Below are 26419 nucleotides of genomic sequence, written 5' to 3' on the forward strand. Positions count from 1 at the left end.
TGGTGCTTTTAGTCGGCGGTGAAGTCGAACTTCTCCAGGAGGGCCTTGCGCTGGCGATCACCGAGGCCGCGCAGGCGGCGGGTCGGAGCGATCTCCAGTTCGGTCATGATCTCCTGGGCCTTGACCTTGCCGACCTTGGGCAGAGCCTCCAGAAGTGCGGAGACCTTCATCTTGCCCAAGACCTCATCGGTCTCGGCGTCCTTCAATACCTGCTTGAGGTTGGTGCCGCCACGCTTCAGCCGATCTTTGAGCTCGGCTCGCGCTCGACGTGCGGCAGCAGCCTTCTCCAACGCTGCCGCGCGCTGTTCGTCGGTCAACTGGGGAAGGGCCACGGGGTTCCTCCGTCTCTTGCCATCTGTTGTTTCATCACGGCTGGATCACGTAACCAGCCAGCGACGACGACCGTACCCACGCATCCTGACGAAAGCTAACCCCACCCCCGGCTTATGGGGCCAAAAGGCCAGCGTGTAGGGCGCGCGCGGGATCTTGCGCGCCTTCGCCGCCCCTGCATCCGGCAACCGGCGCAACACCGCCCCTGCACGTCGTCTACCTGCATATCCAGGGCTTTTCGCGTTACGGGGGCGCCATCACGTGTTCACCGGGCCGGAGCACCGCCGTCGCCCATCCCGCGTTTATGGCGGTCAGATAAGAAATTCTTGCTGGTCACGGCGTGTCGGCGTGTCGGACTTGTCCAGCGCCCTCCTGCGGGGGCGACCGGTACGTTCATTCCGATGTCTGGGGGTTACCGGGCGGTATGGGCCGCCATGCTGCTGCTGGCCGCGCTGGTGGTGAACGCGGCGGCTCCCGCGTGGGCCTGCGGTTGCGGCGCGTACATCCCGGATGGGGGCGGAGCCGCGGTCGTCGACGAGCGCGCCCTGATCTCCTGGGACGGCTCGCGGGAGGACATCCTGATGTCGTTCGGCGTGACGGGCAGCTCCGAACGGGCCGCGTGGGTGATGCCCGTGCCGTCGGCCGCGAAGGTCGATCTGGGCGACATGGCGGTCTTCGCCGAGCTGGCCCGCCTCACCGCCCCACGTATCGAGTACCGCGACAGCTGGTGGCCGACCTTCGACTGGCTGCGCCAGGGCACGTCGGCGACGCTGGACACCGCGGGCGCCCGACCCGGGGCCGGGGTGAACGTGCTGTCCACCCAGCGCATCGGCCCGTTCGACGTGACGCGTCTGCGTGGCGACGACCCGGCCGCGCTGGCCGAGTGGCTGGCAGGCAAGGGGTTCCCGCACCCCGCAGGCCTCGACGCCAACCTCGCGCCCTATGTGGCCGACGGCTGGGAGATCGTCGCGATCCAGCTGGCCGCGGACGATCCGGCGGCAGCGCTGTCGGGGACCCTGCAGCCGCTGCGGCTGTCCTTCGCGTCCGACGAGGCGATCTACCCGATGCGGCTGTCCCGGTCGGCCACCGCACCCCAGAACGTGGACCTCTACGTGCTCGCCGAACACCGGATGGACCCCAGCCGGCTTCCGGTCAGCGGCAACGCGCCGTCGCTGCAGTTCGCCGGGCGGGTCGACGCACCCGTCTTGGCGCCGCACTCGGGCGGAGGGCACTACCTGACCCGGTGGACCAACCATCTGGGCACGCCCGCCGACATCGACGCCGACTACGTCTTCATCCGTGCCGAATCCGACACCGACCACCACCAGGTGATCCTGCGCACGCGCAACCGCGGTGACATCACCGGTGTCGCATTGCTCGGTGTGATCTTCGTAGGCGGCGCAGCCGCGGTGGTGTTCGCGGTGCGGCGGCGTCAGGCCAAGTAGCGCAGGTGGTCCACGGCATCGCGGAGGCGTTCGGCCGCAGCCCGCACCGCGGCCACATCGGGGCCCGCGCGCAGCACCTCGCGCGACACGGCGGGCAGCACCCTGGTGCCGAGCCTGGCCAGATCCTCGGGGCGGCCGCCCTGGGCGCCCAGCCCGGGCGCCAGTACCGGACCGTCGAGCGCACCCAAATCGGGAAGCTCGGTCAGCGTCGCGCCGACGACCACGCCGACCGATCCGGTTGCGGTCGCGCGGTTCTCGGCTCCTGCGGCGTCGACGATGGACTGGGCGACGGTGCGGTCACCGACCGTGGCGCGCTGCACGCTCGCCCCCTCGGGGTTGGAGGTGGCCGCCAGCACGAACACTCCCCTGCCGTTGGCGGCAGCGGTGTCCAGTAGTGGGCGCAACGACTCGAACCCGAGATACGGCGAGGCCGTCACCGCGTCCGCCGCCAGCGGCGAGTCGCCGGCCCAGGCCTGTGCGTAAGCGGCCATGGTGGAGCCGATGTCGCCGCGTTTGGCGTCGGCCAGCACCAGTACCCCCGCGGCGCGCAACCCGGCGATGGTCTCCTCCAGCACCGAAAACCCCGCTGCACCATAGGCTTCGAAGAACGCCACCTGCGGTTTGACGATCGCGAAACCCGCGAACGCCTCGACACAGATCTCGCTGAAGGCGCGCAGACCGCTGACGTTCACCGGCAGCCCCCACGCGGTGAGCAGCTCGGCATGCGGGTCGATGCCGGGGCACAGCGGGCCGCGTGCGGCCACCGCGTCGGCCAGTCGCGACCCGAACGGCGTCACTTCTCGGCCAGCTGGCTGTGCAACTCCTGCAGCGACCGCACCCCGATATCGCCCCGGATGCCGGCCTCGATGCCCTGCACCGCGGCCGAGGCGCCCTGCACCGTCGTCACGCACGGGATGTTCACCGACACCGCGGCCGCCCGGATCTCATAACCGTCGATCCGTGGACCGGTGTTGCCGAACGGCGTGTTGATCACCATGCTCACCTGGCCGGCGCGAATGGCATCCACCGCGGACACCTCGGGGCGCCCCTCGCCGGGTTCCTCGAAATTCTTGCGCACCACCTCACACGGAATCCCGTTGCGGCGCAGCATCTCCGCGGTGCCCTCGGTGGCCAGCACCCGGAATCCGAGGTCGGCCAGCCGCTTCACCGGGAACACCAGGGACCGCTTGTCCCGGTTGGCCACCGAGACGAACACGGTGCCCGAGGAGGGCAGCGACCCGTAGGCGGCGGTCTGGCTCTTGGCGAACGCCGTGCCGAAGTCCCGGTCGATGCCCATCACCTCACCGGTGGACTTCATCTCCGGACCGAGCAGCGAATCCACCTGCGAACCATCGGCCTTGCGGAACCGGTGGAACGGGAGCACCGCTTCCTTCACCGCGATCGGCGCGTGCGGGGACACCGTCGCGCCGTCACCGGTGGCGGCCAGCACCCCCTCCTCACGCAGCTGGGCGATGGTGGCGCCGAGCATGATCCGCGCGCACGCCTTGGCCAACGGGATCGCGGTGGCCTTGGAGACGAACGGCACCGTGCGGCTCGCTCGCGGGTTGGCCTCCAGCACGTAGAGCACATCGTCCTTGAGCGCGTACTGAACGTTGAGCAGTCCGACCACGCCGATGCCGTGCGCGATGGCCTCGGTGGCGCGGCGCACGGACTCGATGTCCTGGCGGCCCAGCGTCACCGGCGGCAGGGCGCACGCCGAGTCACCGGAGTGGATGCCGGCCTCCTCGATGTGCTCCATCACCCCACCGATGTACACCTCGGCGCCGTCGCACAGGGCGTCGACGTCGATCTCGATGGCGTCCTCCAGGAACCGGTCCACCAGCACCGGGTGCTCGGGGGACAGTTCGGTGGCGCGCTCGATGTAACCCTGCAGGGTCTCCTCGTCGTACACGATCTCCATGCCGCGGCCGCCGAGCACATAGGACGGCCGGACCAGCACCGGGTAGCCGATGTCCGCGGCGATCCGGCGTGCCTGATCGAAACTGGTGGCGGTGCCGAAGCGCGGCGCGGGCAGCCCGGCCCTGGTGAGGACCTCGCCGAACTCACCGCGATCCTCGGCCAGGTCGATGGCCTTGGGGCTGGTGCCCACGATCGGCACGCCCGCCTTCTCCAGCCGGTCGGCCAGCCCCAGTGGGGTCTGCCCGCCCAGCTGCACGATCACCCCGACGACGCCGGGACCGCCTGCGCCCGAAGCCTGTTCGGCGTAGTACACCTCGAGCACGTCCTCGAAGGTCAGCGGTTCGAAGTACAGCCGATCGGCGGTGTCGTAGTCGGTCGAGACGGTCTCGGGGTTGCAGTTGATCATGACGGTCTCGAAGCCCGCCGCGGTCAGTGTGGTCGCGGCGTGCACGCAGCTGTAGTCGAATTCGATGCCCTGGCCGATCCGGTTGGGCCCGGAGCCCAGGATCAGCACCTTCGGCTTCTCGGTCTGCGGGGCGACCTCGGTCTCGGCCGCGGGGTCGAGTTCGTAACTGCTGTAGTGATAGGGCGTGCGTGCCTCGAACTCGGCGGCGCAGGTGTCGACGGTTTTGTACACCGGGTGGATGCCCAGGCGCTCACGCAGCGCCCTGACCCCGGTCTCGCCGGCCAGTTCGGTACGCAGCGCGGCGATCTGGCCGTCGGACAGGCCGCTGTGCTTCGCGCGGCGCAGCAGCGTCTCGTCCAGCACGGGCGCGGCGACCAGTTCGGCGCGCAGCGCCACCAGGGTGGCGATCTGGTCGACGAACCACGGGTCCACCCCGGAGGCCTCGGCGACCTGCTCGACACTGCCGCCGAGGCGCAGGGCCTGTTCGATGTCGTAGATCCGGCCGTCGGTCGCGGTGCGCAGATCGGTCAGCAACTGCTCCAGGGTGGCGTCGCGGTCCGGTTTGGTCCAGAAGCCGGCGCGCTTGGTCTCCAGCGACCGCATCACCTTGCCGAGCGCCTCGATGAAGTTGCGGCCCAGTGACATCGCCTCGCCCACCGACTTCATGGTGGTGGTCAGCGTCGGGTCGGCACCCGGGAACTTCTCGAAGGCGAACCGCGGCGCCTTGACCACGACGTAGTCCAGGGTCGGCTCGAAACAGGCCGGGGTTTCCTTGGTGATGTCGTTGACGATCTCGTCCAAGGTGTACCCGATGGCCAGCTTGGCCGCGATCTTGGCGATCGGGAAGCCGGTTGCCTTGGAAGCCAGTGCGCTGGACCGGGAGACGCGCGGGTTCATCTCGATGACGATGAGCCGGCCGTCGTTCGGGTTGATCGCGAACTGGATGTTGCAGCCACCGGTGTCGACACCGACCTCGCGCAGGATCGCGATGCCCAGGTCGCGCATGATCTGGTACTCACGGTCGGTCAGGGTCATCGCCGGGGCGACGGTCACCGAGTCGCCGGTGTGCACGCCCATCGGATCGAAGTTCTCGATCGAGCAGACCACCACCACGTTGTCGTGGTGGTCGCGCATCAGCTCGAGCTCGAATTCCTTCCAGCCGTAAATGGACTCCTCGATGAGCACGTTCGCGCTCGGCGAGGCGGCCAGGCCGTCACCCGCCATCCGCTCGACGTCCTCGGCCGAATACGCCATGCCCGAGCCCAGCCCGCCCATGGTGAACGACGGCCGCACGACGACGGGCAGGCCGAGGTCGGCGACGGTCTCTCGGACCTCGTCCATGGTGAAGCAGACCCGCGATTTCGCCGACTCGCCACCGACTTTGGCGACGATGTCCTTGAACTTCTGCCGGTCTTCGCCGCGCTGGATGGCGTCGAAGTCGGCGCCGATCATCTCGACGCCGTAGCGCTCCAGGATGCCTTCGTTGTACAGCGCGACGGCGGTGTTCAGCGCGGTCTGCCCACCCAAGGTGGCCAGTACGGCGTCGATCTTGTTGCCGCGCTCGGCCTGCTGGGCGAAGATCTTTTCCACGAAGGCCGCGGTGATGGGCTCGACGTAGGTGTGATCGGCGTACTCCGGGTCGGTCATGATGGTGGCCGGGTTGGAGTTGATCAGGCTGACCTGCAGGCCCTCGGCGCGCAGCACGCGGCAGGCCTGGGTTCCGGAATAGTCGAACTCACAGGCCTGGCCGATGACGATCGGGCCGGACCCGATCACCAGGATGTGGTTGAGGTCGGAACGGCGTGGCATTACTTCTCCCCCGCGATCAGGTCGATGAACTCGTCGAACAGGTATTCCGCGTCGTGCGGTCCCGCGGCTGCCTCAGGGTGGTACTGCACCGAGAAGGCCCGGCCGTCAACGAGTTTGATGCCCTCGACGACGCCGTCGTTGGCGCAGGTATGGCTGACGATGCCGCGGCCGAAGGGCGTGTCGAACTCCTCGCCCGCTTCTCCCTCCAACGCGAACCCGTGGTTCTGCGCGGTCACCGCGACCCGGCCGGTGGCGTGGTCGAGCACCGGGATGTTGATGCCGCGGTGGCCGAAGGTCATCTTGTAGGTGGACCGGCCCAGCGCCCGGCCCAGGATCTGGTTGCCGAAGCAGATGCCGAACAGGGGTATCCCCGCACCCAGCACCTCGCGGGTGACGGCGACGATGTGATCGGCGGTGGCCGGGTCACCCGGCCCGTTGGACAGGAACACCCCGTCGGGATGCAGTTCGGTGATCTCGTCGAACGTGGCCGAGGACGGCAGCACGTGGCTGCGGACGCCGCGGCGGGCGAAGTTACGTGGCGTGTTGGTCTTGATGCCCAGGTCGATGGCGGCGACGGTGAACCGGTGCCCGCCAACGGGTTCCACGGTGTAGCGGGCATCGGTGGACACCTCGCCGGCCAGGTCCGCGCCCAGCATGGAGGGCTGGCTGCGTACCCGGTCCACCAGGGTGTCGGTATCGGCGAGCGCCTCGCCGCTGAACACGCCGGCCTTCATCGAACCGGCGGTGCGCAGGTGCCGCACCACCGCGCGGGTGTCGATCCCGGCGATCCCGACGATGCCCTGGCGCACCAGCTCGTCGTCCAGGGTGCCGGTGGCGCGCCAGTTCGAGGCACGCGGCGAGGGGTCGCGCACCACATAGCCGGCGACCCAGATCTTGTCGCCCTGACTTTCGGCGTCCTCACCGTTCCAGCCCGTGTTGCCGATCTGCGGCGCGGTCGCCACCACGATCTGCCGGTGATAGCTCGGGTCCGTCAGGGTCTCCTGATAGCCCGACATGCCGGTGGAGAACACCGCCTCGCCGAGCGTCTGCCCGATGGCACCGAACGGTGCACCGGTGAAGACCCGGCCGTCCTCCAGCACCAGAAGCGCTTTCTCGCTGGACGTCACGCTGTCTCCTCCTTGACCCATGTGGTGTTCTCGTTACGGTCGTCGGCCCGGAAGCCGGTATCGATCTCGGTTCCCGACGGCAACGTCCAGCGGATCGCCAGGATGCCGTCGTGAGTGAGCGCCTTGCCCGTCATCGCGCGTTCGGTGCGGATCGCCACGATCGACTCGTCGGGGATCCAGATGGGCCCGGTGCCACTGCGCTGCACCATGATTCCCTCGGGGTAGCGGGTCAGCGCGCCCTTGGCGCGGAAGCCCAGCATGCCCGCGGCGATGCGGTCGTTCCAGTGCGGTGCCAGGGTGCTGCCGACGTAGAGGCCCTTGGTGGGCCCGATCAGCGCGGGACCCACGGTGTCCGGCAGCGGCGGCAGCGTCCCGATCTTCTCGGCCTGGCGCTGCGCGCGGTGCACCCAGCCGCGCAGCATCTGCCGGATCAGGAAACCGATCAGCACCGCGAGCAACGCGGCCATGATCAGCGAGGCGATCAAGGTAGGGGTATTCATGAAGGCGACACCCCGTCCCGCGCCGTGATCTTGCCGCGCAGCATGGTCAGGGTCACCGTGGCCGGCAGCGTCATCGCCTCGTACGGGGTGTTGTCCGAGCGGCTGGCCAGCGCCGGTCCACTGACCGTCCAGGTGGCCCCGGGGTCGACGACGGTCAGGTTCGCGGGTTCCCCGACCTCCAGCGGCCGGCCCTGATCGGGCAGGCCCACGATGCCCGCCGGCGCCTCACTCATCACCCGGGCCACGTCCCGCCAGTTCAGCAGGCCGGGCTCGACCAGCGTCTGCACGACGACCGACAGCGCGGTCTGCAGACCCAGCATGCCGGGCCGGGCGTTGGAGAATTCGCAGCACTTCTCGTGTTCGGCATGGGGCGCGTGATCGGTGGCCACACAGTCGATGACACCGTCGGCCAGGGCTTGGCGCAGCGCCAGCACGTCACTGGCCTCACGCAACGGCGGGTTCACCCGGTTGCGGCCGTCATACGTCTCCAGGCGGCCGTCATCCAACAGCAGGTGATGCGGGGTCACCTCAGCCGTGATCGAGATACCTTGTGCCTTAGCCCATTTGAGGAGTTCGACGGTGCCCGCGGTGGAGGCGTGGCAGATGTGTACCCGGGCGCCGGCGTCGCGGGCCAGGATCGCATCCCGGGCGACGATCGACTCCTCGGCCGAGCGCGGCCAGCCCGCCAGCCCCAGCTTCGCCGCGTTCGGGCCCTCGTGCGCCACCGCGCCGACCGTCAACCGCGGTTCTTCGGCGTGCTGGGCGATCAGCACGCCCAGTCCGCTGGCGTATTCGAGTGCTCGGCGCATCACCAGGGGGTCGTGCACGCAGATGCCGTCATCGGAGAACATCCGGACCTGCCCCACGCCGGCGGCCATCAGGCCCATCTCGGTGAGTTGCTTGCCCTCCAGGCCGACGGTGACCGCGCCGACGGGGTGCACGTCGACCAGGCCGACCTGCTGCCCACGGTGCCACACGTGGTCGGTGACCACCGCACTGTCGGCGACCGGGTCGGTGTTCGCCATCGCGAACACCGCGGTGTACCCACCCAAAGCCGCTGCGGCCGAACCGGTTTCGATGTCCTCGGCGTATTCGCGGCCCGGCTCGCGCAGGTGGGTGTGCAGGTCGACGAAGCCAGGCAGCAGGACCTGCCCGGCCGCCTCCACGATCTCCGCCCCGTCCGCCGACAGGCCGGCCCCGATCTGGGCGATCTGCCCGTCGGCAACCAGCACGTCGACCGGCTCGCCTTCACCGTAGAGCCGGACGCCCTTGATCAGCACACTCACGAAATCACCCCCGCCTTTTCGGATTCAGCGCCCACCAACAGGTGGAACAACACCGCCATCCGCACATGCACACCATTGGAAACCTGTTGCAGCACGGCCGATTGCGGGGCATCGGCCACCGAGTGCGCGATCTCCATGCCGCGCAGCATCGGGCCCGGATGCAGCACCACGACGTCGTCGCTCAGCTTCGCCAGCCGCTTCTCCGACAACCCGTAGCGCACCGAATATTCACGGGCGGACGGGAAGAAGCCGCCGTTCATCCGCTCAGCCTGTACGCGCAGCATCAGCACGGCGTCGGCGGCGGGCAGTTCGGCGTCCAGCTCATGGGACACGCTGACCGGCCAGCCCGACACCCCTACCGGCAGCAGTGTGGGCGGGGCCACCAACACCACCTCGGCGCCGAGGGTGGCCAGCAGTTCGACGTTGGAGCGGGCCACCCGGCTGTGCAGGACGTCGCCCACGATCACGACGCGTTTGCCTTCGATGCTGCCGAGCCGCTGCCGGATGGTCAGGGCATCCAGCAGGGCCTGGGTGGGATGCTGGTGGGTACCGTCGCCGGCATTGATCACCGAGGGGCCGCCGCCGTCGGCTTCCAATGTCCACTTCGAGAGTTGTTGCGCCGCACCCGAAGCCGGATGCCGGATGATCAGCGCGTCGGCGCCCGCGGCCCGCAGGGTCAGCGCGGTGTCGCGCAGCGACTCACCCTTGGAGACCGAGGAACCCGACGCGCTGACGTTGATCACGTCGGCGCTCATCCACTTTCCGGCCACCTCGAAGGAGACCCGGGTGCGGGTGGAGTTCTCGTAGAACATGGTGATGACGGTTCGGCCGCGCAGCGTCGGGAGCTTCTTGACCTCGCGGCCCAGCAGGGCCTCCCGGAAGCGGTCGGCGTCGTCGAGGATGGCGGTGGCCTGGTCCCGGGACAGGTCGGCGGCAGCTAGAAGGTGTTTCATCCGTGCTGTTTCCTCTTCGCGCAAGCGCTCATCGGGCAGGTCCTCCGTGCGGGGCGATCTTCACTCCGTCGTAGCCATCGGTCTCCTGCAGGCGCACCTTGACGTTTTCACTGCGTGAGGTGGGGACGTTCTTGCCCACGTAGTCGGCGCGCACCGGGAGTTCCCGATGACCGCGGTCGACCAGCACCGCCAGTTGGACCGCGCGGGGCCTGCCGATATCGCGCAGCGCGTCCAGCGCCGAGCGCACCGACCGCCCGGAATACAGCACGTCGTCGACGAGGATCACCAGGGCACCGTCGATGCCGCCGGCCGGGATGGAGGTGACCTCCAGCGGCCGCGGTGGCTTGGTGTTGAGATCGTCGCGGTAGAGCGTGATGTCCAGCGCACCGTGTGCCAACCCGACGCCGGCGAACTCGTCGACCTTCTCGGCAATCCGGCGCGCCAGGATGACGCCGCGGGTGGGGATTCCGAGCAGGATGACGCGCGGGGCGTCCGCCGCGTCGAGCGCGGTCTTCTCGATGATCTGGTGCGCGATGCGGGATATGGTCCGGCTCACATCAGCGGCGGACATCAATTCCCGGTCGGCGTGTGTGGCATCAGGATTGCCCACAGTGAACCTGGACCTCCTTCTCCGCCTCTCGGGACGGATCGTTAAAGGACGTCGAACTGCCGGAGAGCTTAGCAGGCGACGTCGGTCCCCTCGTCCGCGAGCGCCGTGCCCTTCGTCTCGGGCAGCAGCAACGTCGAGGCGATGCTGACCACCACGAAGGCGGCCATCAGCGCACCCACCGACCAACTGCCGAAGTCGCTGACCAGCACTCCGGCGATCAGCGGCGGCACCGCGCCGCCGACGATCCCTGCCAGATTGAAGGCCAGGCCGGCGCCGGTGTAGCGGTAGCGGGTGGCGAAGATCTCCGGCAGGAACGAGGCGATGGGTCCGTAGGACGTACCGAAGATGCAGAACATGCCGCCGATCGCCAGCGCGAACAACCATGGCGAGCCGGTGTCGATCATCGGCAACACCAGGAAGGCCCACGGCAGCGCGATGAGAAATCCGGCGAGGATGATCCGGCGCCTGCCGTACCGGTCGCACAGCACGGCGGAGATCGCGGTGAACGTCATCAGCGCGACGCCGGCGAGCACCCCGACCATCAGGATGAGGCTGCGTGGATGCCCGATCGTGGTGGCGGCGTAGCTCAGCAGGTATGTCCCGCCCAGGAAACTCATGGTGAAGATGCCGACCATGCAGCCCGCGGCCAGCAACACCTGGGCGGTCTGGGTGCGCAGCAGCTCGGTCAGCGGTGCCCGCAACGCGCCGTTGCGCTGCGTCTCCTCGGTGAAAACCGGCGTCTCGTCGATGCTCAGCCGCACGTAGAGGGCGACGACGACGAGCACGGCACTGAACAGGAACGGCACCCGCCAACCCCAGTCCAGGAACACCGGGCTCTTCTCGCCGATGGTGACGTTGGCGATCAGGAACACCAGGTTGCTCACCGCCAGCCCGGCGCCCGCGCCGAGTTGGGTGAACATGCCGTACTTACCCCGTTTCGCGGCGGGTGCGTATTCCGCGGACAGCAGTGCCGACCCGGCCCATTCACCACCGACGGCGAAGCCCTGGCACAACCGCAGCACGAGCAAGATGATCGGTGCCAGCACGCCGATGGAGGCCGCACTGGGCACCAGCCCGACGGCGAAGGTGGCCGTCCCCATGATCAGCAGGGTGGCGATCAGAGTCTTCTTGCGGCCCAATCGATCCCCGAAATGTCCGAACACCGCCGCGCCCACCGGACGGGACAGGAACGCCGCGGCGAAGGTGGCCAGCGACGAGATGGTGCCCATCGTCGGGCTCAGGTTGGGGAAGAAGATCTTCGGGAACACCAGCGCGGCGGCGGTGCCGTAGATGTAGAAGTCGTAGAACTCGATGGCGGTACCGACGAAGCTGGCGAAGGCCACTCTCTTCATCGGTGCGGCCGCCTCCTGGCGTGCAGTCGTCACCGGGGAATTATGCGCGCGAGCCTAGCGACGATCGGGGTCGCGCACCCGCAGGGTGGCGATGCGGCGCTCGGCCGCGGCGAGTTTGGCTTCGGCCAGCCGGAAGAAGGCGCCCAGGTGTTCCATCTCGACATCGAGGTAATCGCAGATCACCTCCGGCTCCACACCCGCCTCCCGCAGTCGTAGACCGAGTGAGTACGGGCCCGGCAGCGCGCGGAGGGCACGCTCCTGGGGGGACAGATAAACGTTCACCCCCACACTGTGGATCGGATTCGCCAGCCGCGGTCGAGTAGCCGGGTACTCGACTTCGGCTCGGTGTCACCACCAGCCGGAATCCTCGTCCAGCGGCGCGATGAGCTGTCCGCGGGCGACCTCCTCCGGTTTTGCCCGTGACCCGGTCAGTATCGTGGCGCGGATGAGTAGCCTCGACACGAATCGCGCCTCCATCACCGAGGCCATCGATGCCGGGCTGCTGGCCGGGGCGGTCACCCTGATGTGGCATGCCGGCCAGGTGGTCCAGGTCAACGAGCTGGGTCACCGCGACCTGGCCGCCGGATTGCCGATGCAACGCGACACCGTGTTCCGGATCGCGTCGATGAGCAAGCCGGTGACGGTGGCCGCGGCGATGACCCTGCTCGACGAAGGCCTGTTCACCCTGCGGGACGAGATCGCCCACTGGGTACCGGAGCTGGCCGACGTGCGGGTGCTGGCGCGACCGCAGGGACCGGTGGACGTCACGGTGCCGCTGCGCAGGCCGATCACGTTCGACGACCTGATGACCCATCGGTCCGGGCTGGCGTACCCGTTCTCGGTGGCCGGCCCGCTGGCCCGGTCCTATGCCCGGTTGTCCCACCGGCAGAACGAGGACCGTTGGCTCGCCGAGCTGGCGCAGCTGCCGCTGGCGCACCAGCCGGGAGAACGGGTCACCTACAGTCACGGCACCGATGTGCTCGGTATCGCGGTGGCGCGGATCGCGGGCAAACCGCTGCACCAGGTGCTCGCCGAACGGATCTTCGAACCGTTGGGCATGCGGGACACCGGTTTTGCGGTCAGCATGGTGCAGCGACGCCGGATGGCGACGATGTACGCGATCGGTGCGAACGACCAATTGCGCGACGACGTGATGGGCCAGCCCCCACTGGCCCCGCCGGAATTCTGTGCCGGCGGAGCCGGGTTGATGTCGACGGCCGACGACTACCTGCAGTTCGCCCGCATGCTGCTGCGCGACGGCGCAGTCGATGGTGTCCGGGTGCTGTCGCCGGAGTCGGTACGGCTGATGCGCACGGACCGGTTGACCGACGAACAGAAGCAGCAGAACTTCCTCGGTGGCCCGTTCTGGATCGGCCGTGGCTTCGGCCTGAGCATGTCGGTGGTGACCGATCCCGATCAGTCCCGGCAGTTTTTCGGACCGGGCGGGTTGGGCACCTTCGGCTGGCCGGGCGCCTACGGCACGTGGTGGCAGGCCGACCCGGCGAACGACGTCATCCTGCTGTACCTGATCCAGAACTACCCCGACCTGAGCAGTGACGCGGCGGCCGTGCGCGGCAACACCTCGATGGCGAAACTGCAGTCGGCACAACCGAAATTCGTCCGGCGTACGTATCAGGGACTCGGGCTCTAGTTCCCCGCGAGCGTGCGCGTTTGCACACCTTTTACGGCGTGTCCCTGTGCAGACACGCACGCTGGCCGGATACGTCAGGCCACATCCAGCGCCCGGCGCGCGTAGGCCCGCACATCGGCATCCGCGTCGGACAAGGCCAAGCCGAGCGCCTCGCGCGCCGCCGATTCCGAGGCCGCCCACCGGGTCAGGCTCAGCACCGCGGCCTTACGGACATCAAGGTGCGAATCGGTCAGGGTGCGTGACAGCGAGGGCACCGCGACATCCGGCGCCACCCCGGAGAGTGCCCGGGCCGCACCCTCGCGCACCTGCCAGGCCGACTCCCCCAGCGCCCGCTCGATCAGCGCCACGTCGCCCGCGTCGCCACCGAGGCTGCCGAGTGCACCCAGGGCGGCGGCGCGCACCAGCGGATCGCGATCCGCCATGCCGGCGCGCACCGTCTCGACACCGGCCCCGAGAGTCGCGAGCCCCTTCACCGCGGTGATCCGGACCTCGCGGTTGTCGTCCGACGAGGCCAGGGCGACCCCGTCTGCGTCGTCGACCGAGACCAGTGCGCGCACCGCCTCGATCCGCACCCGGTGGTCAACGTCGACCAGTGCGGCCCGGAAGTCCGCCGTCACTCGGCGCGAGCTGGTCACATACAGCGCGACCGCGCGCACCACGGCATCGGGTGAATTAAGATGCGCAGCAATCCCTTCCGGCGACGGCAACACCTCAACGAGTTCCCGGGCGCCATCCGCGGCCTCGTGCCGCACCCCGGCGTCGGGATCGGCCAGTGCCGCGACCAACTCGCCGCTGTAGCCGTCGGGCAGGTTCTCCACCAGCGTCGCCACCGCGGTACGCCGGACGCCCGCATCGTCGTCGGACAGGTAGCCGGCCAGGTCGGCCAAGGTCGGCTCCTCCAGGGCCAGCACCGCCGCGATCCGCGGTGACGGCGGCGGCGCGGGATCGGCGACCACCCTCGACACCACCGAAGCCGGGGCCTTGCCCCCGAACAACGGCGGCTGAGCCACGGGCATAACCGGCTTGTCCGAGGGCACGTGCTCGAATTCGGGGACCGGCACGAAATACTCCTGCACCGGCCGCTTGAGGAACTCCATCTCCCCGTCGGCGCCCTTGCGCAGGTTCAGGTGGAAGTTCCACTCCTGATCGTCGCGCGCCGGGACATCGGAGCGCTCGTGGTAGAGACCCCAACGTGATTCGGTGCGAGTCAGTGACGAGCGCGCCGCCATCTCGGCGCAGTCCCGGATGAACGACACCTCCGCCGCGCGCATCAACTCGTGCGGGGTCCGCGCGCCGATACCGGCCACCTCCGCACGCATCCGCTCGAAGGTCTGCACCGCGATGGACAGCTTGGGGGCCGTCTTCGGCGGCGCCACATAGTCGTTGACGAATCGCCGGAGCTTGTATTCGACCTGCGGTTGCGGCGGCCCGTCGGGCTGGCGCAGCGGCCGGTAGATCAGTTCGTGTGCCTCGGCCAGTTGGTCGGTGGGAAGATCCGCCGGCGCAGCGGTGCCGGGCAGGGTCGACGCCGCGTGCTCGCCGGCCAGGTCACCGTAGACGAACGCACCGATCATGTAGTTGTGCGGGACGCACGCGAGGTCGCCCGCGGCGTACAGCCCGGGAATCGTGGTGCGGGCATGCTCGTCGACCCAGACGCCCGATGCCGAATGCCCACTGCACAAACCGATCTCGGAGATGTGCATCTCGATGTCGTGCGTGCGGTAGTCGTGGCCACGGTTGGCGTGGAAGGTGCCGCGGGTCGGCCGTTCCGTGGTGTGCAGGATATTCTCCAGCGCCGACAGCGTTTCGTCGGGTAGGTGTGTCACCTTGAGATAGATGGGCCCGCGGGCGGATTCGATCTCGTTCTTGACCTCGGTCATCATCTGACCCGACCAGTAATCCGAGTCGACGAACCGTTCGCCAGCGGCGTTCACCTGATAGCCGCCGAACGGGTTCGCCACGTAGGCGCACGCCGGGCCGTTGTAGTCCTTGATCAACGGGTTGACCTGGAAGCACTCGATACCGGACAGTTCGGCCCCGGCGTGATACGCCATGGCGTAGCCGTCGCCGGCGTTGGTCGGATTCTCGTAGGTGCCATACAGATAACCCGAGGCCGGTAGACCGAGCCGGCCGCACGCGCCGGTGGCCAGGATGACGGCCTTGGCGGCGACGGCGACGAACTCGCCGGTCCGGGTGTTCAGGGCGGCGGCACCGACAGCCCGTCCCTCATGGGTCAGGACCCGCACCGGCATCAGCCGGTTCTCGATCTGGATCTTCTCCCGCATCGAGCGTTGCCGCAGCACCCGGTACAGCGCCTTCTTGACGTCTTTGCCTTCGGGCATCGGCAGCACGTACGACCCCGACCGGTGCACCCGGCGGACCGCGTACTCGCCGTGCTCGTCCTTCTCGAACTTCACCCCGTAGCGTTCCAGGCGCTGCACCATGGCGAACCCACGCGTCGCGGTCTGGTAGATGGTGCGCTGGTTGACGATTCCGTCGTTGGCGCGGGTGATCTCGGCGACGTAGTCCTCAGGCTCGGCCTTGCCCGGGATGACGGCATTGTTCACCCCGTCCATGCCCATGGCCAGCGCACCGGAGTGGCGCACGTGCGCCTTCTCCAGCAACAGCACCCGCGCGCCGTTCTCGGCGGCGGTCAGCGCGGCCATGGTGCCAGCGGTGCCGCCACCGATCACCAGCACGTCGCAGTCCATCCGGACGATGTCGGCCAGGTCAGGAATCTCGGTCATCAATTGTCCAATGCTTCAAGGATTTCGGTGCGCAGCGCGCTTCGGTCCACGTTCTCGGTGCGGGGCCGCGGTATCTCCTGGAGCACCCGTAGACCCCCGCTGCCCAGCACCGCGACCCGGTCGCCGAGGATCAGCGCCTCGTCGACGTCGTGGGTGACGAACACGATGGTGGTCGGATGCGCCCGCCAGGTGGCGATCAGCAGTCGCTGCATGGCGGCCCTGGTCTGGGCGTCGAGCGCGCCGAACGGTTCGTCCATCATCACCGCGCGTGGGGCGCCGGCCAGCCCGCGGGCCAGTTGCACCCGTTGCCGCATACCGCCGGACAGGCTCTTGGGCAGATAGTCCGCGAACCCGGTGAGACCGACCTCGTCGATCCAGCGTTCGGCCCGGACCCGCCGCGTCGACCGGGGCTCCCCCCGGAGTTGCAGCGCCAGTTCGATATTCGAGCGCACGCTACGCCAGGGCAGCAGGGCGCTGTCCTGGAACACCATGCCGCGGTCCCGCGAGGTCGTGGTGATCTGCTCACCGTCGGCGCTCACCCGTCCGGCATCCGGGGCCAGCAGTCCCGCCAATGCGCGCAGCACCGTCGACTTCCCGCAACCCGAGGGCCCGGTCAACACCAGGATCTCCCCCGGCTGCACCGTCAGCGTCAGACCGCTCAGCACCGGAGCACCGGTGTAGGACAACGTGACATCGTCGAGGTCCAGCAGCAGGCCAGACGCTGTCGCGGTGGTCATCGGGTCGTCTCCTCACCGCGGGGCAGCCAGCGGGTGGCGCGTCGGCCGATCAGCTCGATCGCCGCGGCCGTGCCGAAGCCCAGCGCACCGATCGTGATGATCCCGACGAACACCGCCGGGTAGTCCAGCACCGTGTAGGCCTGCCAGGTGCGGTATCCCACGCCGAGCCGGCCCGAGATCATCTCCGCGGAGATGACGCAGATCCACGCCACACCCATACCGACCGACAGTCCGCCGAACAAGCCGGGCAGGATGCCGGGCAGCACCACCTGGCGCAGCACATCCCAGCGGCCGCCGCCCAGGGTGCGCACCGAGTCCTCCCAGATGGTCGGCAGCGCCCGCACGGCGTGCCGGGTACTGACCATGATCGGGAAATAGGCCGCCAGGAACGTGATGGCGACGATGCCTGCCTCATCGCTCGGGAAGAGCAGGATCGCTACCGGCACGATGGCGATCGCCGGGATGGGCCGCAGCAGTTCGGTGATCGGGCCGAAGATGTCGGCGAACAGCGCCGAGCGTCCCAGCAGGATGCCGGTGACGACGCCGGCCAGCGCGGCCAGCCCGAATCCGGTGAGGATCCGGATCAGCGACTGCGCGAGGTCCAGCCAGTACTCGCCGGTGCCGAGCCGGTGCCCCAGTGCCGACGCGATCTCGGTGACGGTCGGCAGTGTGTCGAAGCGCAACCAGAACCGAATCCCGTTGGCGGTCAACAGCTGCCAGAGCCCGATCGCGGCGAGCACCGAAGCGATCCGCAGCACCCAGTGCCGCCACACGCTGCGGTTGCGGTGGCTGCGGGAAGCCTCGACCTCGGTGTCCGGCCGGGCCAGCAGGGAGGTCACACCGCACCCGCGAGGGCCTGCTGGTAGTCGACCGTGCTGCTGCCGGGATGCGCGGCGGTGTAACGTCCGGCGCCGGCCGGCGTGTTGAACGGCAGGTAGTTCTGCCCGTCGCGCACCCAGATCGACTTGTCCGCGAACCAGCGGGTGCCCAGTTCGGTGTCGGGCACATACGCCGCCCGGACCGTGGCCCCGCGCGCCTGCGCCTCGCGGACCGCGCGCAGCAGCTGGGTCGGGCCCGCCGCGGTCTGCGTGCTGTCGGCGCCCTGGAGCCAGAGTTCACCGGCTGCCGGGGTGCTCGTCGTTTTCAGCGCCGCCTCGTAGTCGACCTTGCGCTCCGCGAACGCGGCCCGCAGCGGGCCGTCCTGGACGAAGCCGGGGACGTCGAGGTCGGCGAAATCGCCGATCGACTTCAGGTACGGCACATCACCTTTGAGCGCGTCGATCAGTGACGGCTTCAACGTGGTGTCGAAGGACGTGCCACCCGGCCCGTTGTAGAGGTACACCACTTCCTGCGGCAGGCCGCTGCCGTCGGCGACGATGCGGGCCGCCTCTAGCGGCTTGGTGTTCACGAAGTCGGTGGCGTCGAGCTGGGCCTGCAGAAAGGCGTCGAGCACCTCGGGGTGCTTGCCGGCGTAGTCCCGGCGCACTACCACCCCGTGCAGGGTCGGGTAGTCCAGCTGCGCGCCGTCGTAGAGCAGCTTGGCCTTGTTCTGGAACACCAGCAGGCCCGGCCACGCAACGAACTGTGAAAGACCCTGAACCTGACCGGATTCCAGGGCTGAGGCGCCCACCTGGGGCTGCTGGTTGAGCACCTCGACGCCGGCCTTGGGATCGAGACCGGCCTGCGCCAGCGCCCGGACCAGCGTGCCGTGCCCTGCGGAGCCGACGCTGGCGGACACCTTCTTGCCCGCCAGGTCGGTCAGGGTGCGGGCCGGCGAATCCGGGGACACCACAACCATGTTCAGCGCACCCTTCGGGTTGTATCCGGTGACCGAGACGATCTCGGTGTGCGCGCGTTCGTTGGCCTGGGTCTTCGAGCCGTTGATCAGCATCGGGTAATCACCCATCGAGCCGATGTCGATCTTCTCGGCGACCATCTGCGCGGTGATGGGTGCACCCGTGTCGTAGTCCTGCCAGGTCACGTTGTACTTGGTGCCGGTGCGGGTGGTGACGTCGGCCAGCCGGTGCTCCAGGTAGCCCTGCGCCTTGAGCAGGGTCCCGGCGGTGACGGTGTTGATGGTCTTGGATTGGTAGCCGATGACGACGTCGACGACGTCATCGGCTTTGGTGGTCGAATCCAGCGAGCACCCCGAAAGCATCAGGGCAGCGAGCAGCACAACGAGAGGTTTCTTCACGGGAGGTCCTTGAGGGTTCGGCTCAGCGGAGGAGGTAAGGCATGTTGACGGTGACGGCGCCGGTGGGACAGCGGGCGGCGCAGGGCCCGCAGTACCAACATTCGTCGACGTGCATGTAGGCCTTGCCGTTGTCGGGATTGATCGCCAGCGAATCCATCGGACAGATCTCGACGCAGAGCGTGCAGCCCTCGATACAGAGCGACTCGTCGATCGTCACGGGCACGTCGACACGGGCATTCACCAAAGCCATTCTCAACTCCTGAAGAGGTTGCCGCGCATGGTGATTCGGTCACCACGCAGGCGGATGTATTCGAGGTCGACGGGACGTCCGTCGCCCAGACTGGTCAGGCGTTCCAGCATCAGCAGTGCCGCACCGTCGGGCACCTGCAGCGTCGCCGCGGAATGCGGATCCGCGGAAATGGCTTCCAGGGCAAGGGCCGCCGATCCCAGTCGCTGGCCGCTGACCTGCTCGATGAGCGCGAACACGTCGTTGGTTTCCAGCGGGTGTTCGGTCACCAGGTCGCCGATATCGGGTGCCAGATAGGTCAGGTCCAGCGACAGCGGCAAGTCCCCCAGGTAGCGCAGCCGCTCGATGTAGACCACCTCGGTGCCTGGATCCAGGGCCAGTTTGCGCGCGACGGTCGGCGGCGCGGCCATCCTCAGCACGGCGCGCACCTCGTTGCGCACGTCGCCGTACTCCTTGAAGGTCTCCTTGAGTCCGACCAGCGCATCCAGACCGTGGTTGTATTTGCGCACCGCGACATGGGTGCCGACCTTCGTGCCCCGGTCGATCAATCCCTCGGCCTTGAGCACGGCGAGCGCTTCCCGAACCGTGTTGCGCGACACCGAGAAGTCCTCGGCCAGTTCGGTATCCCCCGGCAACCCGTCGGGATAGCCGCCGGCGTGGATGTGGTGGCGCAGCACATCGGCGACCACGCGGGCCTGATCCGCGCGGGTGCGGCGGATCGGGGTCGGATCGGATGCGGGCACGCACTTACCGTAAAGCCGACCAGCACCCCGCCCCGCCGCGCTGACCGGTGACGATGTCCCGAGAGTGCGATTGCGCCGCCCCCGCGGGACACGGACCTGCCAAAAGCGGCCAAGACTGTGTTATTGCGCCACCGACCGGCCGGGCGCGGAACTTCGGATCGGGCTGAGCGGAAAGCTCTACATCGAACGCGACAGCACGCGGCCGAACTGCAGCAGCCGCTCCATCTGCGCCAGCCCGCCGTTACCGACGGACTTGGTGTAGCGGAACGACTCGCAGTACAGATCACTCTCGGTCGCCGACGTCTGGCGGGCCCTGGTGACCAGCTGCGTGTACATCCGCAGCCGGACCTCAGACAGTCGGCGGGTGCCGTCGTCGAGCACCTCGAACTGGGTGCTCAGAATGTGATCGGTGATGGTCGACAACAGGATGGTGCGCACCGAGGAAGCCAGCTGCCTGCGGTCCTCGGCGTACTCGTCATCGGCGCGCCACATGATGAGCCGGCGCCCGTCGGTGGCGACCACTTCCTGCCACAGGGCCGTGCCCCAGGACTCCTCGCTCTCCCCGCGCGACATGATGAACGACGCGATACCGGGAAACTCGACGACCGACCTCAGCTGTTCGAGCGCGAGTTCGGGATCACGCAGATACACACCGGCAGCGTCCTTGACGTTCATGTACGGCGCCCAGTCCTGCGGTGAGTTCATCCGTTCTAGATCTCCTGGGATCCGCGCAGCGCCGCGGACGCGGCCCGAATCTGTGGCGTCACCAGCATGACCTGGCCGAGCACGCCGTTGACGAATCCGGGTGAGTCGTCGGTGGACAACTCCTTGGCCAACTCGACCGCCTCGTCGACGGCGACCGGTTCCGGGACGTCCTCGGCGTGCAGCAGTTCCCACACCGCGACCCGCAGGATGGCGCGGTCCACGGCGGGCAGCCGATCCAGCGTCCAGCCCTGCAGATGGGCGGCGATGAGTTCGTCGACGTGTGCGCCATGATCGGTGACTCCGCGCGCCACCGTCACCGTGTACGGGTTCAGCGGGGCCATGTCGGCCTGGGAGTGCGACAGGGCGTTGCGCCCGTCGGCCACCTCGGCTGCCGTGAGGTTGCGCGCCTCGGCCTCGAAGAGCAGGTCGACGGCACGCTTGCGCGCTTGGTGGCGCCCCCGGTCACCCTTGCGGTCAGGCATTGACCCTTCCCAGGTAGCTGCCGTCACGCGAATCGACCTTGAGCTTGTCGCCGGTGTTGATGAACAGCGGGACCTGCAGCTCGGCGCCGGTCTCGACAGTGGCCGGCTTGGTGCCGGCGCTCGAGCGGTCGCCCTGCAGGCCCGGCTCTGTGTGGGTGACAACCAGCTCGACGGTGACCGGGAGTTCCAGGTACAGCGGCGCGCCCTCGTGGAACGCGATCTGCACCACCATGCCCTCCAGCAGGAAGTCGGCCAGCCTGCCGACCAGCGCCTCCGGCAGCGGGTTCTGCTCGTAGTCCTCGGAATCCATGAAGACGAAGTCGGAGCCGTCGCGGTACAGGTAGGTGGCATCGCGACGGTCGACGGTGGCGGTCTCGACCTTCACCCCGGCGTTGAACGTCTTGTCGACGACCTTGCCGGTCAGGATGTTCTTCAACTTGGTCCGCACGAAAGCCGGACCCTTACCGGGCTTGACGTGCTGGAACTCGGTGATCTGCCACAGCTGGCCCTCGAGGTTGAGGACGAGCCCGTTCTTGAAGTCGGCGGTTGATGCCACGGTCTGTACAGCTCCTAGATCAATTAACGACAACCAGTTCTTTGGGGAACCGGGTGAGCAACTCGGGTGTGGGGGCGTCCTGACTGCCCACGACCAGCGTGTCCTCGATGCGGACACCGCCCCGGCCGGGCAGGTAGACACCGGGCTCCACGGTCACCGCGGCGCCAGCAAGCAGTGTACCGACGGATGAGGCGCTGATTCCCGGCGCTTCATGGATCTGCAATCCGACCCCGTGGCCGAGGCCGTGCCCGAAGTTCTCCGCGTACCCGGCATCGGCGATGACCTGCCGTGATGCGGTGTCGACGTCTTTGAGTCCGGCGCCGGGGGCCAGCGCCTCGCGGCCCGCCCGCTGCGCGGTGGCGACCAGGTCGTAGATCTCGCTCTGCCAGGTGGCCAGCGGCGCCAACACGAAGGTGCGGGTCATATCGGAGTGGTAGCCCGCGACCAGTGCTCCGAAGTCGATCTTGACGAAGTCGCCCGCCGCCAGCACCGCGTCGGTCGGCCGGTGGTGCGGGATCGCCGAGTTGGCCCCGGCCGCCACGATGGTCTCGAAGGACACCCCGTCGGCGCCATGGTCGAGCATGAGTGACTCCAACTCGCGGCCGACCTCCTTCTCGGTGCGCCCAGCCCGCAGCCCACCCGTCTCGACCAGATCATGCAGCGCGGCGTCGGCTGCCTCGCACGCCAACCGCAGGATGGCGATCTCCCCCACGTCCTTGACCTCGCGCAGCCGCTCGACCATGCCGGGAGCCCGGACCAACTCCACGTCGTCGGCGGTACGCGCCAGCGCGGCGTGGCCGTCGACCGTCACCACGTGGCTTTCGAAACCGAGGCGCCGGACGCCGGCGGCGGCCGCGCGCGCGGCCAGATGCGGGCCACAGGCGCGTTCGATGACCAATTCCGCGTCGGGTGCCTGCGCCGACGCCTGGGTGACATAGCGGCCATCGGTCGCCAGCACCGGCGTGTCGTCATCGGCCAGAATCAGCAACGCCGCATTCGATCCGGTGAATCCGGACAGATAGCGCACGTTGACCAGGTCCGTTACCAGCATCGCGTCCAGCTTGGCGATGGCCAGCCGCTGCCTCAACCGGCCTCTGCGCTGCGAAATCGTCACGACCAGTGACGGTACTCGCTACGCTGTGCCCTCATGAGTAAGTGGTTGCTGCGTGGACTCGTGTTCGCGGCGTTGGTGGTTGTCCTTCGATTGATCCAAGGTGCGCTGGTCGACGCCTTCCCGACGAGTGCCGGTGTGATCAGCCCGGCACTGGGATTGTTCCTGGCCGTCCCGGCTCTCATCTGGGCGTACTTCGACGGCCGCGCCGACGCCAGTGCGCAGTCCGACCCGGACCGCCGCTCGGACCTGGCGATGGTCTGGCTGTTGGCCGGTCTGGTCGCGGGCCTGCTCGGCGACCTGATCACCTGGTTCATCGGGCTGGTCTACCCGGCGGTCTACACCGGCGGGCTGATCAGTGAGCTCACGTCGTTCGCCGCGTTCACCGCGCTGCTGGTCTTCCTGGCCGGTGTCGTCGCGGTGACCATCGGCCGCTGGACCGTCGACCGCAAGGCGCCGCCGTACGAGCGCCGCCGCGACGGTGACGAGCGCGCCGACACCGACGTATTCGCGGCCGTGACGCCGGCCGCCGCATCCGAATCGAGCGACGAGCCGACCACCACGATCGAGAAGAACTAGTCGGCGGCGCCGACCACCGAGTAGGCCGCGGCCAGCAGGCTGGGGTCCGGCCCCTCGAGGCGCCCCGGCTTGGCAAGGCCGTCCAGGACGACGAACCGAAGGATGCCGGACCGGTTCTTCTTGTCCCCGGCCATGTACTCCAGCAGTTGCGGTAGCGCGTCGGGGTCATAGCTCACCGGCAGCCCGAGCGCGGTCAGCACGCGGCGGTGCCGGTCGGCGGTGTCGTCATCGAGTCGCCCGGCGAGCCGGCCCAGTTCCGCGGCGAAGATCAGACCCACCGACACCGCCGCCCCGTGGCGCCACTTGTAGCGCTCGCGACGTTCGATGGCATGCGCCAGCGTGTGTCCGTAGTTGAGGATCTCGCGCAGCGCGGATTCCTTCTCGTCGGCGGCGACCACCTCGGCCTTGACCGCGATGGCGCGCCGGATCAGTTCGGGCAGAACGGATCCGGACGGATCGATCGCGGCCTCGGGATCGGCTTCGATGAGGTCGAGGATCACCGGGTCGGAAATGAATCCGGCCTTCACGATCTCCGCCATCCCGGCGATGATCTCGTTGCGCGGGAGCGTCTGCAGGGTCGCAAGATCGACCAGCACGGCCAGCGGTTGGTGGAACGCGCCGACCAGGTTCTTGCCCGCATCGGTGTTGATCCCGGTCTTGCCGCCGACGGCCGCGTCGACCATGCCGAGCAGCGTGGTGGGCACATGCACGATGTCCACTCCGCGCAGCCAGGTGGCCGCGGCGAATCCGGCGACATCGGTGGCCGCGCCACCGCCGAGGCTGACCACGGCGTCCTTGCGGCCCACCCCGATCCGGCCGAGCACCTCCCAGATGAAGCCGACGACGGGCAGCTCCTTGCCCGCCTCGGCGTCCGGGAGCTCGACGCGGTGCGCGTCGATTCCGTTGGTGGCCAAGTGTTCCCGAATGACCTCGGCGGTCTGGGCGAGGGTGGGCTGATGCAGGATCGCCACCTTGTGACGTCCGGCCAGCGTCCGCCCGAGGTCCTCCAACAGGCCGGTGCCGATGATCACCGGGTACGGGCGGTCCACCAGTACGTTCACGGTGACGGGTTCACTCATTGCGCGCCTCTGCTCGTCGGGCCAGCGCCGCCGGGGTGGGCGGCGCATCGGTGGTGGGTGCGGGGTTCAAGATGGTGGGCCGCCGCCAGGCGGGCCTGCGGCGGCGGCGCGTGCGGTGGTTCTGGCCGCAGCCGTCGAGCCGGGTGACGATGTGGCGGACGACGGCGCCGGGATTGCGTCGGTTGGTGTTCACCCTCATGGTGGCCACCTCACGGAACAGCGGGACCCGCGCGGCCATCAGGGTGCGGTACTTCTCCCCCGGATCATCGCCGGCCAGCAGCGGACGGGCACTGCCGGTGGTGCGCCGAACCCCTTCTGCCGCACTGATTTCCAGATAGACGACGGTGTGTCCGGCCAGCGCCTCGCGCACCGCCGGGGTGGTCACCGCGCCGCCGCCGAGGGAGACCACGCCGTCATGTTCGGCCAGTGCGGCACGCACCACGTCGGCTTCGATCTGCCGGAACGCCTGCTCCCCTTCGGTGAAGATGTCGGCGATGCTGCGGCCCGTGGTCTCCACGATCTTGGCGTCGGTGTCCAGCAGCGGCACCCCCAGCGCCTTGGCCAGGCGCCGGCCGATGGTGGACTTGCCGGAACCCGGCATCCCCACGAGCACAGCCTTGGGCGCCATGAACTATCCCGACGCCTGCTGTTGGGGTTCCCGGTCACGTACCGCGGCCAGGTAGCTCGCCACGTTGGCCTTGGTCTCGGTCAGCGAGTCGCCGCCGAACTTCTCCAGCGCGGCCCGGGCCAGCACCAGCGCCACCATGGTCTCCACCACGACGGCGGCGGCGGGGACGGCGCACACATCGGAACGCTGGTGGATGGCCACCGCCTCGTCGCCGGTGGCCATGTCGACGGTGGCCAGCGCGCGCGGCACGGTCGAGATGGGTTTCATCGCCGCGCGCACCCGCAGCGGCTGACCGTTGGTCATCCCGCCCTCTAGGCCGCCGGCCCGGTTGGTGGAGCGCAGCACGCCGTCGGGGCCGGGGTACATCTCGTCGTGCGCGACGCTGCCGCGCCGGCGCGCGGTCTCGAATCCGTCGCCGATCTCGACACCCTTGATGGCCTGGATGCCCATCACGGCGGCGGCCAGCTGACTGTCCAGCCGGTTGTCGCCGCTGGTGAACGAGCCCAGGCCGATCGGCAGACCGGTGACGACCACCTCGACCACGCCACCGAGGGTGTCGCCGTCCTTCTTGGCGGCCTCGATCTCGACGATCATGGCCTGTTCGGCCTGCTCGTCGAAGGCGCGCACCGGGCTGTCGTCGATGCGGGTCAGATCCTGCGGCAGCGGGGCGGGCCCGTCGTAGGGCTTCGACGCACCGATGGCGATGACGTGGGAGATGACCTCGACACCGAGGGCCTGGCGCAGGAAGGCACGTGCGACGGTGCCCGCCGCGACGCGGGCGGCGGTCTCGCGGGCACTGGCCCGCTCCAGCACCGGGCGGGCATCGTCGAAGCCGTACTTGAGCATGCCCGCGTAATCCGCGTGGCCGGGCCGCGGCCGGGTCAGCGGGGCGTTGCGCGCCGCGTCACTGTCCAGCTGGGCCGCGTCGACGGGGTCGGAAGCCATCACGGTTTCCCACTTGGGCCACTCGGTATTGCCGATCTCGATGGCGATGGGCCCGCCGAGCGTGAGCCCGTGCCGGACGCCGGCCAGCACGGTCACCTGGTCCTTCTCGAACTTCATCCGGGCGCCGCGGCCATAGCCGAGGCGACGCCGTTGAAGTTGGGTCCCGATGTCGTCGGAGGTGACGGACAGTCCCGCAACCATGCCTTCAACCATCGCGACCAGGGCACGGCCATGGGATTCACCAGCGGTAGTCCAACGCAACACGGGTGTCATTCTC

The 26419-nt window shown here is 68.6% G+C and carries 25 protein-coding genes and 1 pseudogene; 3 read left to right on the top strand and 23 right to left on the bottom strand.

Going from position 1 to position 26419, the window contains the following annotated elements; genetic code table 11:
- Positions 1-8: 8 nt before the first annotated feature.
- The gene (gene mihF / locus AC1DY7_RS02770) at positions 9-332 is read right to left on the bottom strand and encodes an integration host factor, actinobacterial type (RefSeq protein WP_036338016.1); all 324 of its coding nucleotides are present in this window, start codon (positions 330-332) and stop codon (positions 9-11) included.
- A 399-nt stretch (positions 333-731) separates the two neighbouring features.
- Between mihF and AC1DY7_RS02775 the strand changes: the two genes are divergently transcribed.
- Positions 732-1775: a DUF2330 domain-containing protein gene (locus AC1DY7_RS02775; RefSeq protein ID WP_477492126.1), complete on the top strand. Its 1044-nt coding sequence runs from the start codon at positions 732-734 to the stop codon at positions 1773-1775.
- On the opposite strand, the gene pyrF is transcribed toward AC1DY7_RS02775, so the two are convergent.
- The 9 genes from pyrF to AC1DY7_RS02820 all read right to left on the bottom strand — a co-directional run bounded on the left by pyrF (position 1763) and on the right by AC1DY7_RS02820 (position 12020).
- Positions 1763-2572 carry an orotidine-5'-phosphate decarboxylase gene (gene pyrF / locus AC1DY7_RS02780; RefSeq protein ID WP_477492127.1) on the bottom strand — a complete coding sequence of 270 codons (810 nt, stop codon included), beginning with the start codon at positions 2570-2572 and terminating at the stop codon, positions 1763-1765. The genes AC1DY7_RS02775 and pyrF overlap by 13 nt on opposite strands.
- On the bottom strand, positions 2569-5910 hold the full coding sequence (gene carB / locus AC1DY7_RS02785) for a carbamoyl-phosphate synthase large subunit (RefSeq protein ID WP_477492128.1): 3342 nt from the start codon (positions 5908-5910) through the stop codon (positions 2569-2571). Before carB ends, pyrF begins: the two co-directional genes overlap by 4 nt.
- Positions 5910-7037: a glutamine-hydrolyzing carbamoyl-phosphate synthase small subunit gene (gene carA / locus AC1DY7_RS02790; RefSeq protein WP_477492129.1), complete on the bottom strand. Its 1128-nt coding sequence runs from the start codon at positions 7035-7037 to the stop codon at positions 5910-5912. Before carA ends, carB begins: the two co-directional genes overlap by 1 nt.
- Positions 7034-7537 carry a PH-like domain-containing protein gene (locus AC1DY7_RS02795; protein ID WP_477492130.1) on the bottom strand — a complete coding sequence of 168 codons (504 nt, stop codon included), beginning with the start codon at positions 7535-7537 and terminating at the stop codon, positions 7034-7036. Before AC1DY7_RS02795 ends, carA begins: the two co-directional genes overlap by 4 nt.
- Positions 7534-8823 (bottom strand): dihydroorotase, encoded by a 1290-nt coding sequence (locus AC1DY7_RS02800; protein WP_477492131.1) that lies wholly within the window; start codon positions 8821-8823, stop codon positions 7534-7536. The genes AC1DY7_RS02795 and AC1DY7_RS02800 overlap by 4 nt, the downstream gene beginning before the upstream one ends.
- Positions 8820-9776: an aspartate carbamoyltransferase catalytic subunit gene (locus AC1DY7_RS02805; protein ID WP_477492132.1), complete on the bottom strand. Its 957-nt coding sequence runs from the start codon at positions 9774-9776 to the stop codon at positions 8820-8822. The genes AC1DY7_RS02800 and AC1DY7_RS02805 overlap by 4 nt, the downstream gene beginning before the upstream one ends.
- Positions 9777-9804: 28 nt before the next feature.
- Positions 9805-10386 carry a bifunctional pyr operon transcriptional regulator/uracil phosphoribosyltransferase PyrR gene (gene pyrR, locus AC1DY7_RS02810; protein WP_477492133.1) on the bottom strand — a complete coding sequence of 194 codons (582 nt, stop codon included), beginning with the start codon at positions 10384-10386 and terminating at the stop codon, positions 9805-9807.
- A gap of 68 nt (positions 10387-10454) precedes the next feature.
- Positions 10455-11738, bottom strand: a complete 1284-nt coding sequence (locus AC1DY7_RS02815; protein WP_477492222.1) for an MFS transporter — start codon at positions 11736-11738, stop codon at positions 10455-10457.
- Positions 11739-11792: 54 nt separating this feature from the next.
- The gene (locus AC1DY7_RS02820; RefSeq protein WP_477492134.1) at positions 11793-12020 is read right to left on the bottom strand and encodes a hypothetical protein; all 228 of its coding nucleotides are present in this window, start codon (positions 12018-12020) and stop codon (positions 11793-11795) included.
- Positions 12021-12183: 163 nt separating this feature from the next.
- Between AC1DY7_RS02820 and AC1DY7_RS02825 the strand changes: the two genes are divergently transcribed.
- Positions 12184-13389, top strand: a complete 1206-nt coding sequence (locus AC1DY7_RS02825; protein WP_477492135.1) for a serine hydrolase domain-containing protein — start codon at positions 12184-12186, stop codon at positions 13387-13389.
- Between the two features lie 74 nt (positions 13390-13463).
- On the opposite strand, the gene AC1DY7_RS02830 is transcribed toward AC1DY7_RS02825, so the two are convergent.
- The 10 genes from AC1DY7_RS02830 to AC1DY7_RS02875 form a co-directional block, all read right to left on the bottom strand.
- A complete protein-coding gene (locus AC1DY7_RS02830) occupies positions 13464-16136 on the bottom strand; it encodes a fumarate reductase/succinate dehydrogenase flavoprotein subunit (RefSeq protein WP_477492136.1) in 2673 nt (890 codons plus the stop codon).
- Positions 16136-16873 (bottom strand): ABC transporter ATP-binding protein, encoded by a 738-nt coding sequence (locus AC1DY7_RS02835; protein WP_477492137.1) that lies wholly within the window; start codon positions 16871-16873, stop codon positions 16136-16138. Before AC1DY7_RS02835 ends, AC1DY7_RS02830 begins: the two co-directional genes overlap by 1 nt.
- The gene (locus AC1DY7_RS02840) at positions 16870-17703 is read right to left on the bottom strand and encodes an ABC transporter permease (RefSeq protein ID WP_477492223.1); all 834 of its coding nucleotides are present in this window, start codon (positions 17701-17703) and stop codon (positions 16870-16872) included. Before AC1DY7_RS02840 ends, AC1DY7_RS02835 begins: the two co-directional genes overlap by 4 nt.
- A 5-nt stretch (positions 17704-17708) precedes the next feature.
- Positions 17709-19031, bottom strand: coding sequence for an ABC transporter substrate-binding protein (locus AC1DY7_RS02845; RefSeq protein WP_477492224.1), 1323 nt, complete (start codon positions 19029-19031; stop codon positions 17709-17711).
- A 58-nt stretch (positions 19032-19089) separates the two neighbouring features.
- The gene (locus AC1DY7_RS02850) at positions 19090-19317 is read right to left on the bottom strand and encodes a 4Fe-4S dicluster domain-containing protein (protein WP_477492138.1); all 228 of its coding nucleotides are present in this window, start codon (positions 19315-19317) and stop codon (positions 19090-19092) included.
- 2 nt (positions 19318-19319) lie between these two features.
- On the bottom strand, positions 19320-20057 hold the full coding sequence (locus AC1DY7_RS02855; RefSeq protein WP_477492139.1) for a GntR family transcriptional regulator: 738 nt from the start codon (positions 20055-20057) through the stop codon (positions 19320-19322).
- A 177-nt stretch (positions 20058-20234) separates the two neighbouring features.
- A complete protein-coding gene (locus tag AC1DY7_RS02860; RefSeq protein ID WP_477492140.1) occupies positions 20235-20762 on the bottom strand; it encodes a hypothetical protein in 528 nt (175 codons plus the stop codon).
- Between the two features lie 5 nt (positions 20763-20767).
- Positions 20768-21244: a transcription antitermination factor NusB gene (gene nusB, locus AC1DY7_RS02865; RefSeq protein WP_477492141.1), complete on the bottom strand. Its 477-nt coding sequence runs from the start codon at positions 21242-21244 to the stop codon at positions 20768-20770.
- Positions 21237-21800: an elongation factor P gene (gene efp / locus AC1DY7_RS02870; RefSeq protein WP_477492142.1), complete on the bottom strand. Its 564-nt coding sequence runs from the start codon at positions 21798-21800 to the stop codon at positions 21237-21239. The genes nusB and efp overlap by 8 nt, the downstream gene beginning before the upstream one ends.
- 19 nt (positions 21801-21819) lie before the next feature.
- Complete coding sequence (locus tag AC1DY7_RS02875; protein WP_477492143.1) at positions 21820-22914, bottom strand: aminopeptidase P family protein; 1095 nt, start codon at positions 22912-22914, stop codon at positions 21820-21822.
- 33 nt (positions 22915-22947) lie between these two features.
- Between AC1DY7_RS02875 and AC1DY7_RS02880 the strand changes: the two genes are divergently transcribed.
- Positions 22948-23490: a B-4DMT family transporter gene (locus tag AC1DY7_RS02880; RefSeq protein ID WP_477492144.1), complete on the top strand. Its 543-nt coding sequence runs from the start codon at positions 22948-22950 to the stop codon at positions 23488-23490.
- Here the strand turns inward: AC1DY7_RS02880 and aroB are convergent.
- The 3 genes and pseudogenes from aroB to aroC all read right to left on the bottom strand — a co-directional run bounded on the left by aroB (position 23487) and on the right by aroC (position 26406).
- Positions 23487-24569, bottom strand: coding sequence for a 3-dehydroquinate synthase (gene aroB / locus AC1DY7_RS02885; protein WP_477492145.1), 1083 nt, complete (start codon positions 24567-24569; stop codon positions 23487-23489). The two genes, AC1DY7_RS02880 and aroB, sit on opposite strands and share 4 nt — an antisense overlap.
- Before the next feature lie 136 nt (positions 24570-24705).
- Positions 24706-25197: pseudogene (locus AC1DY7_RS02890) on the bottom strand (shikimate kinase); the annotation flags it as partial.
- Between the two features lie 3 nt (positions 25198-25200).
- On the bottom strand, positions 25201-26406 hold the full coding sequence (gene aroC / locus AC1DY7_RS02895; protein ID WP_477492146.1) for a chorismate synthase: 1206 nt from the start codon (positions 26404-26406) through the stop codon (positions 25201-25203).
- Positions 26407-26419: the final 13 nt, after the last annotated feature.

Source organism: Mycobacterium sp. P2_H7 (genome assembly GCF_056403275.1).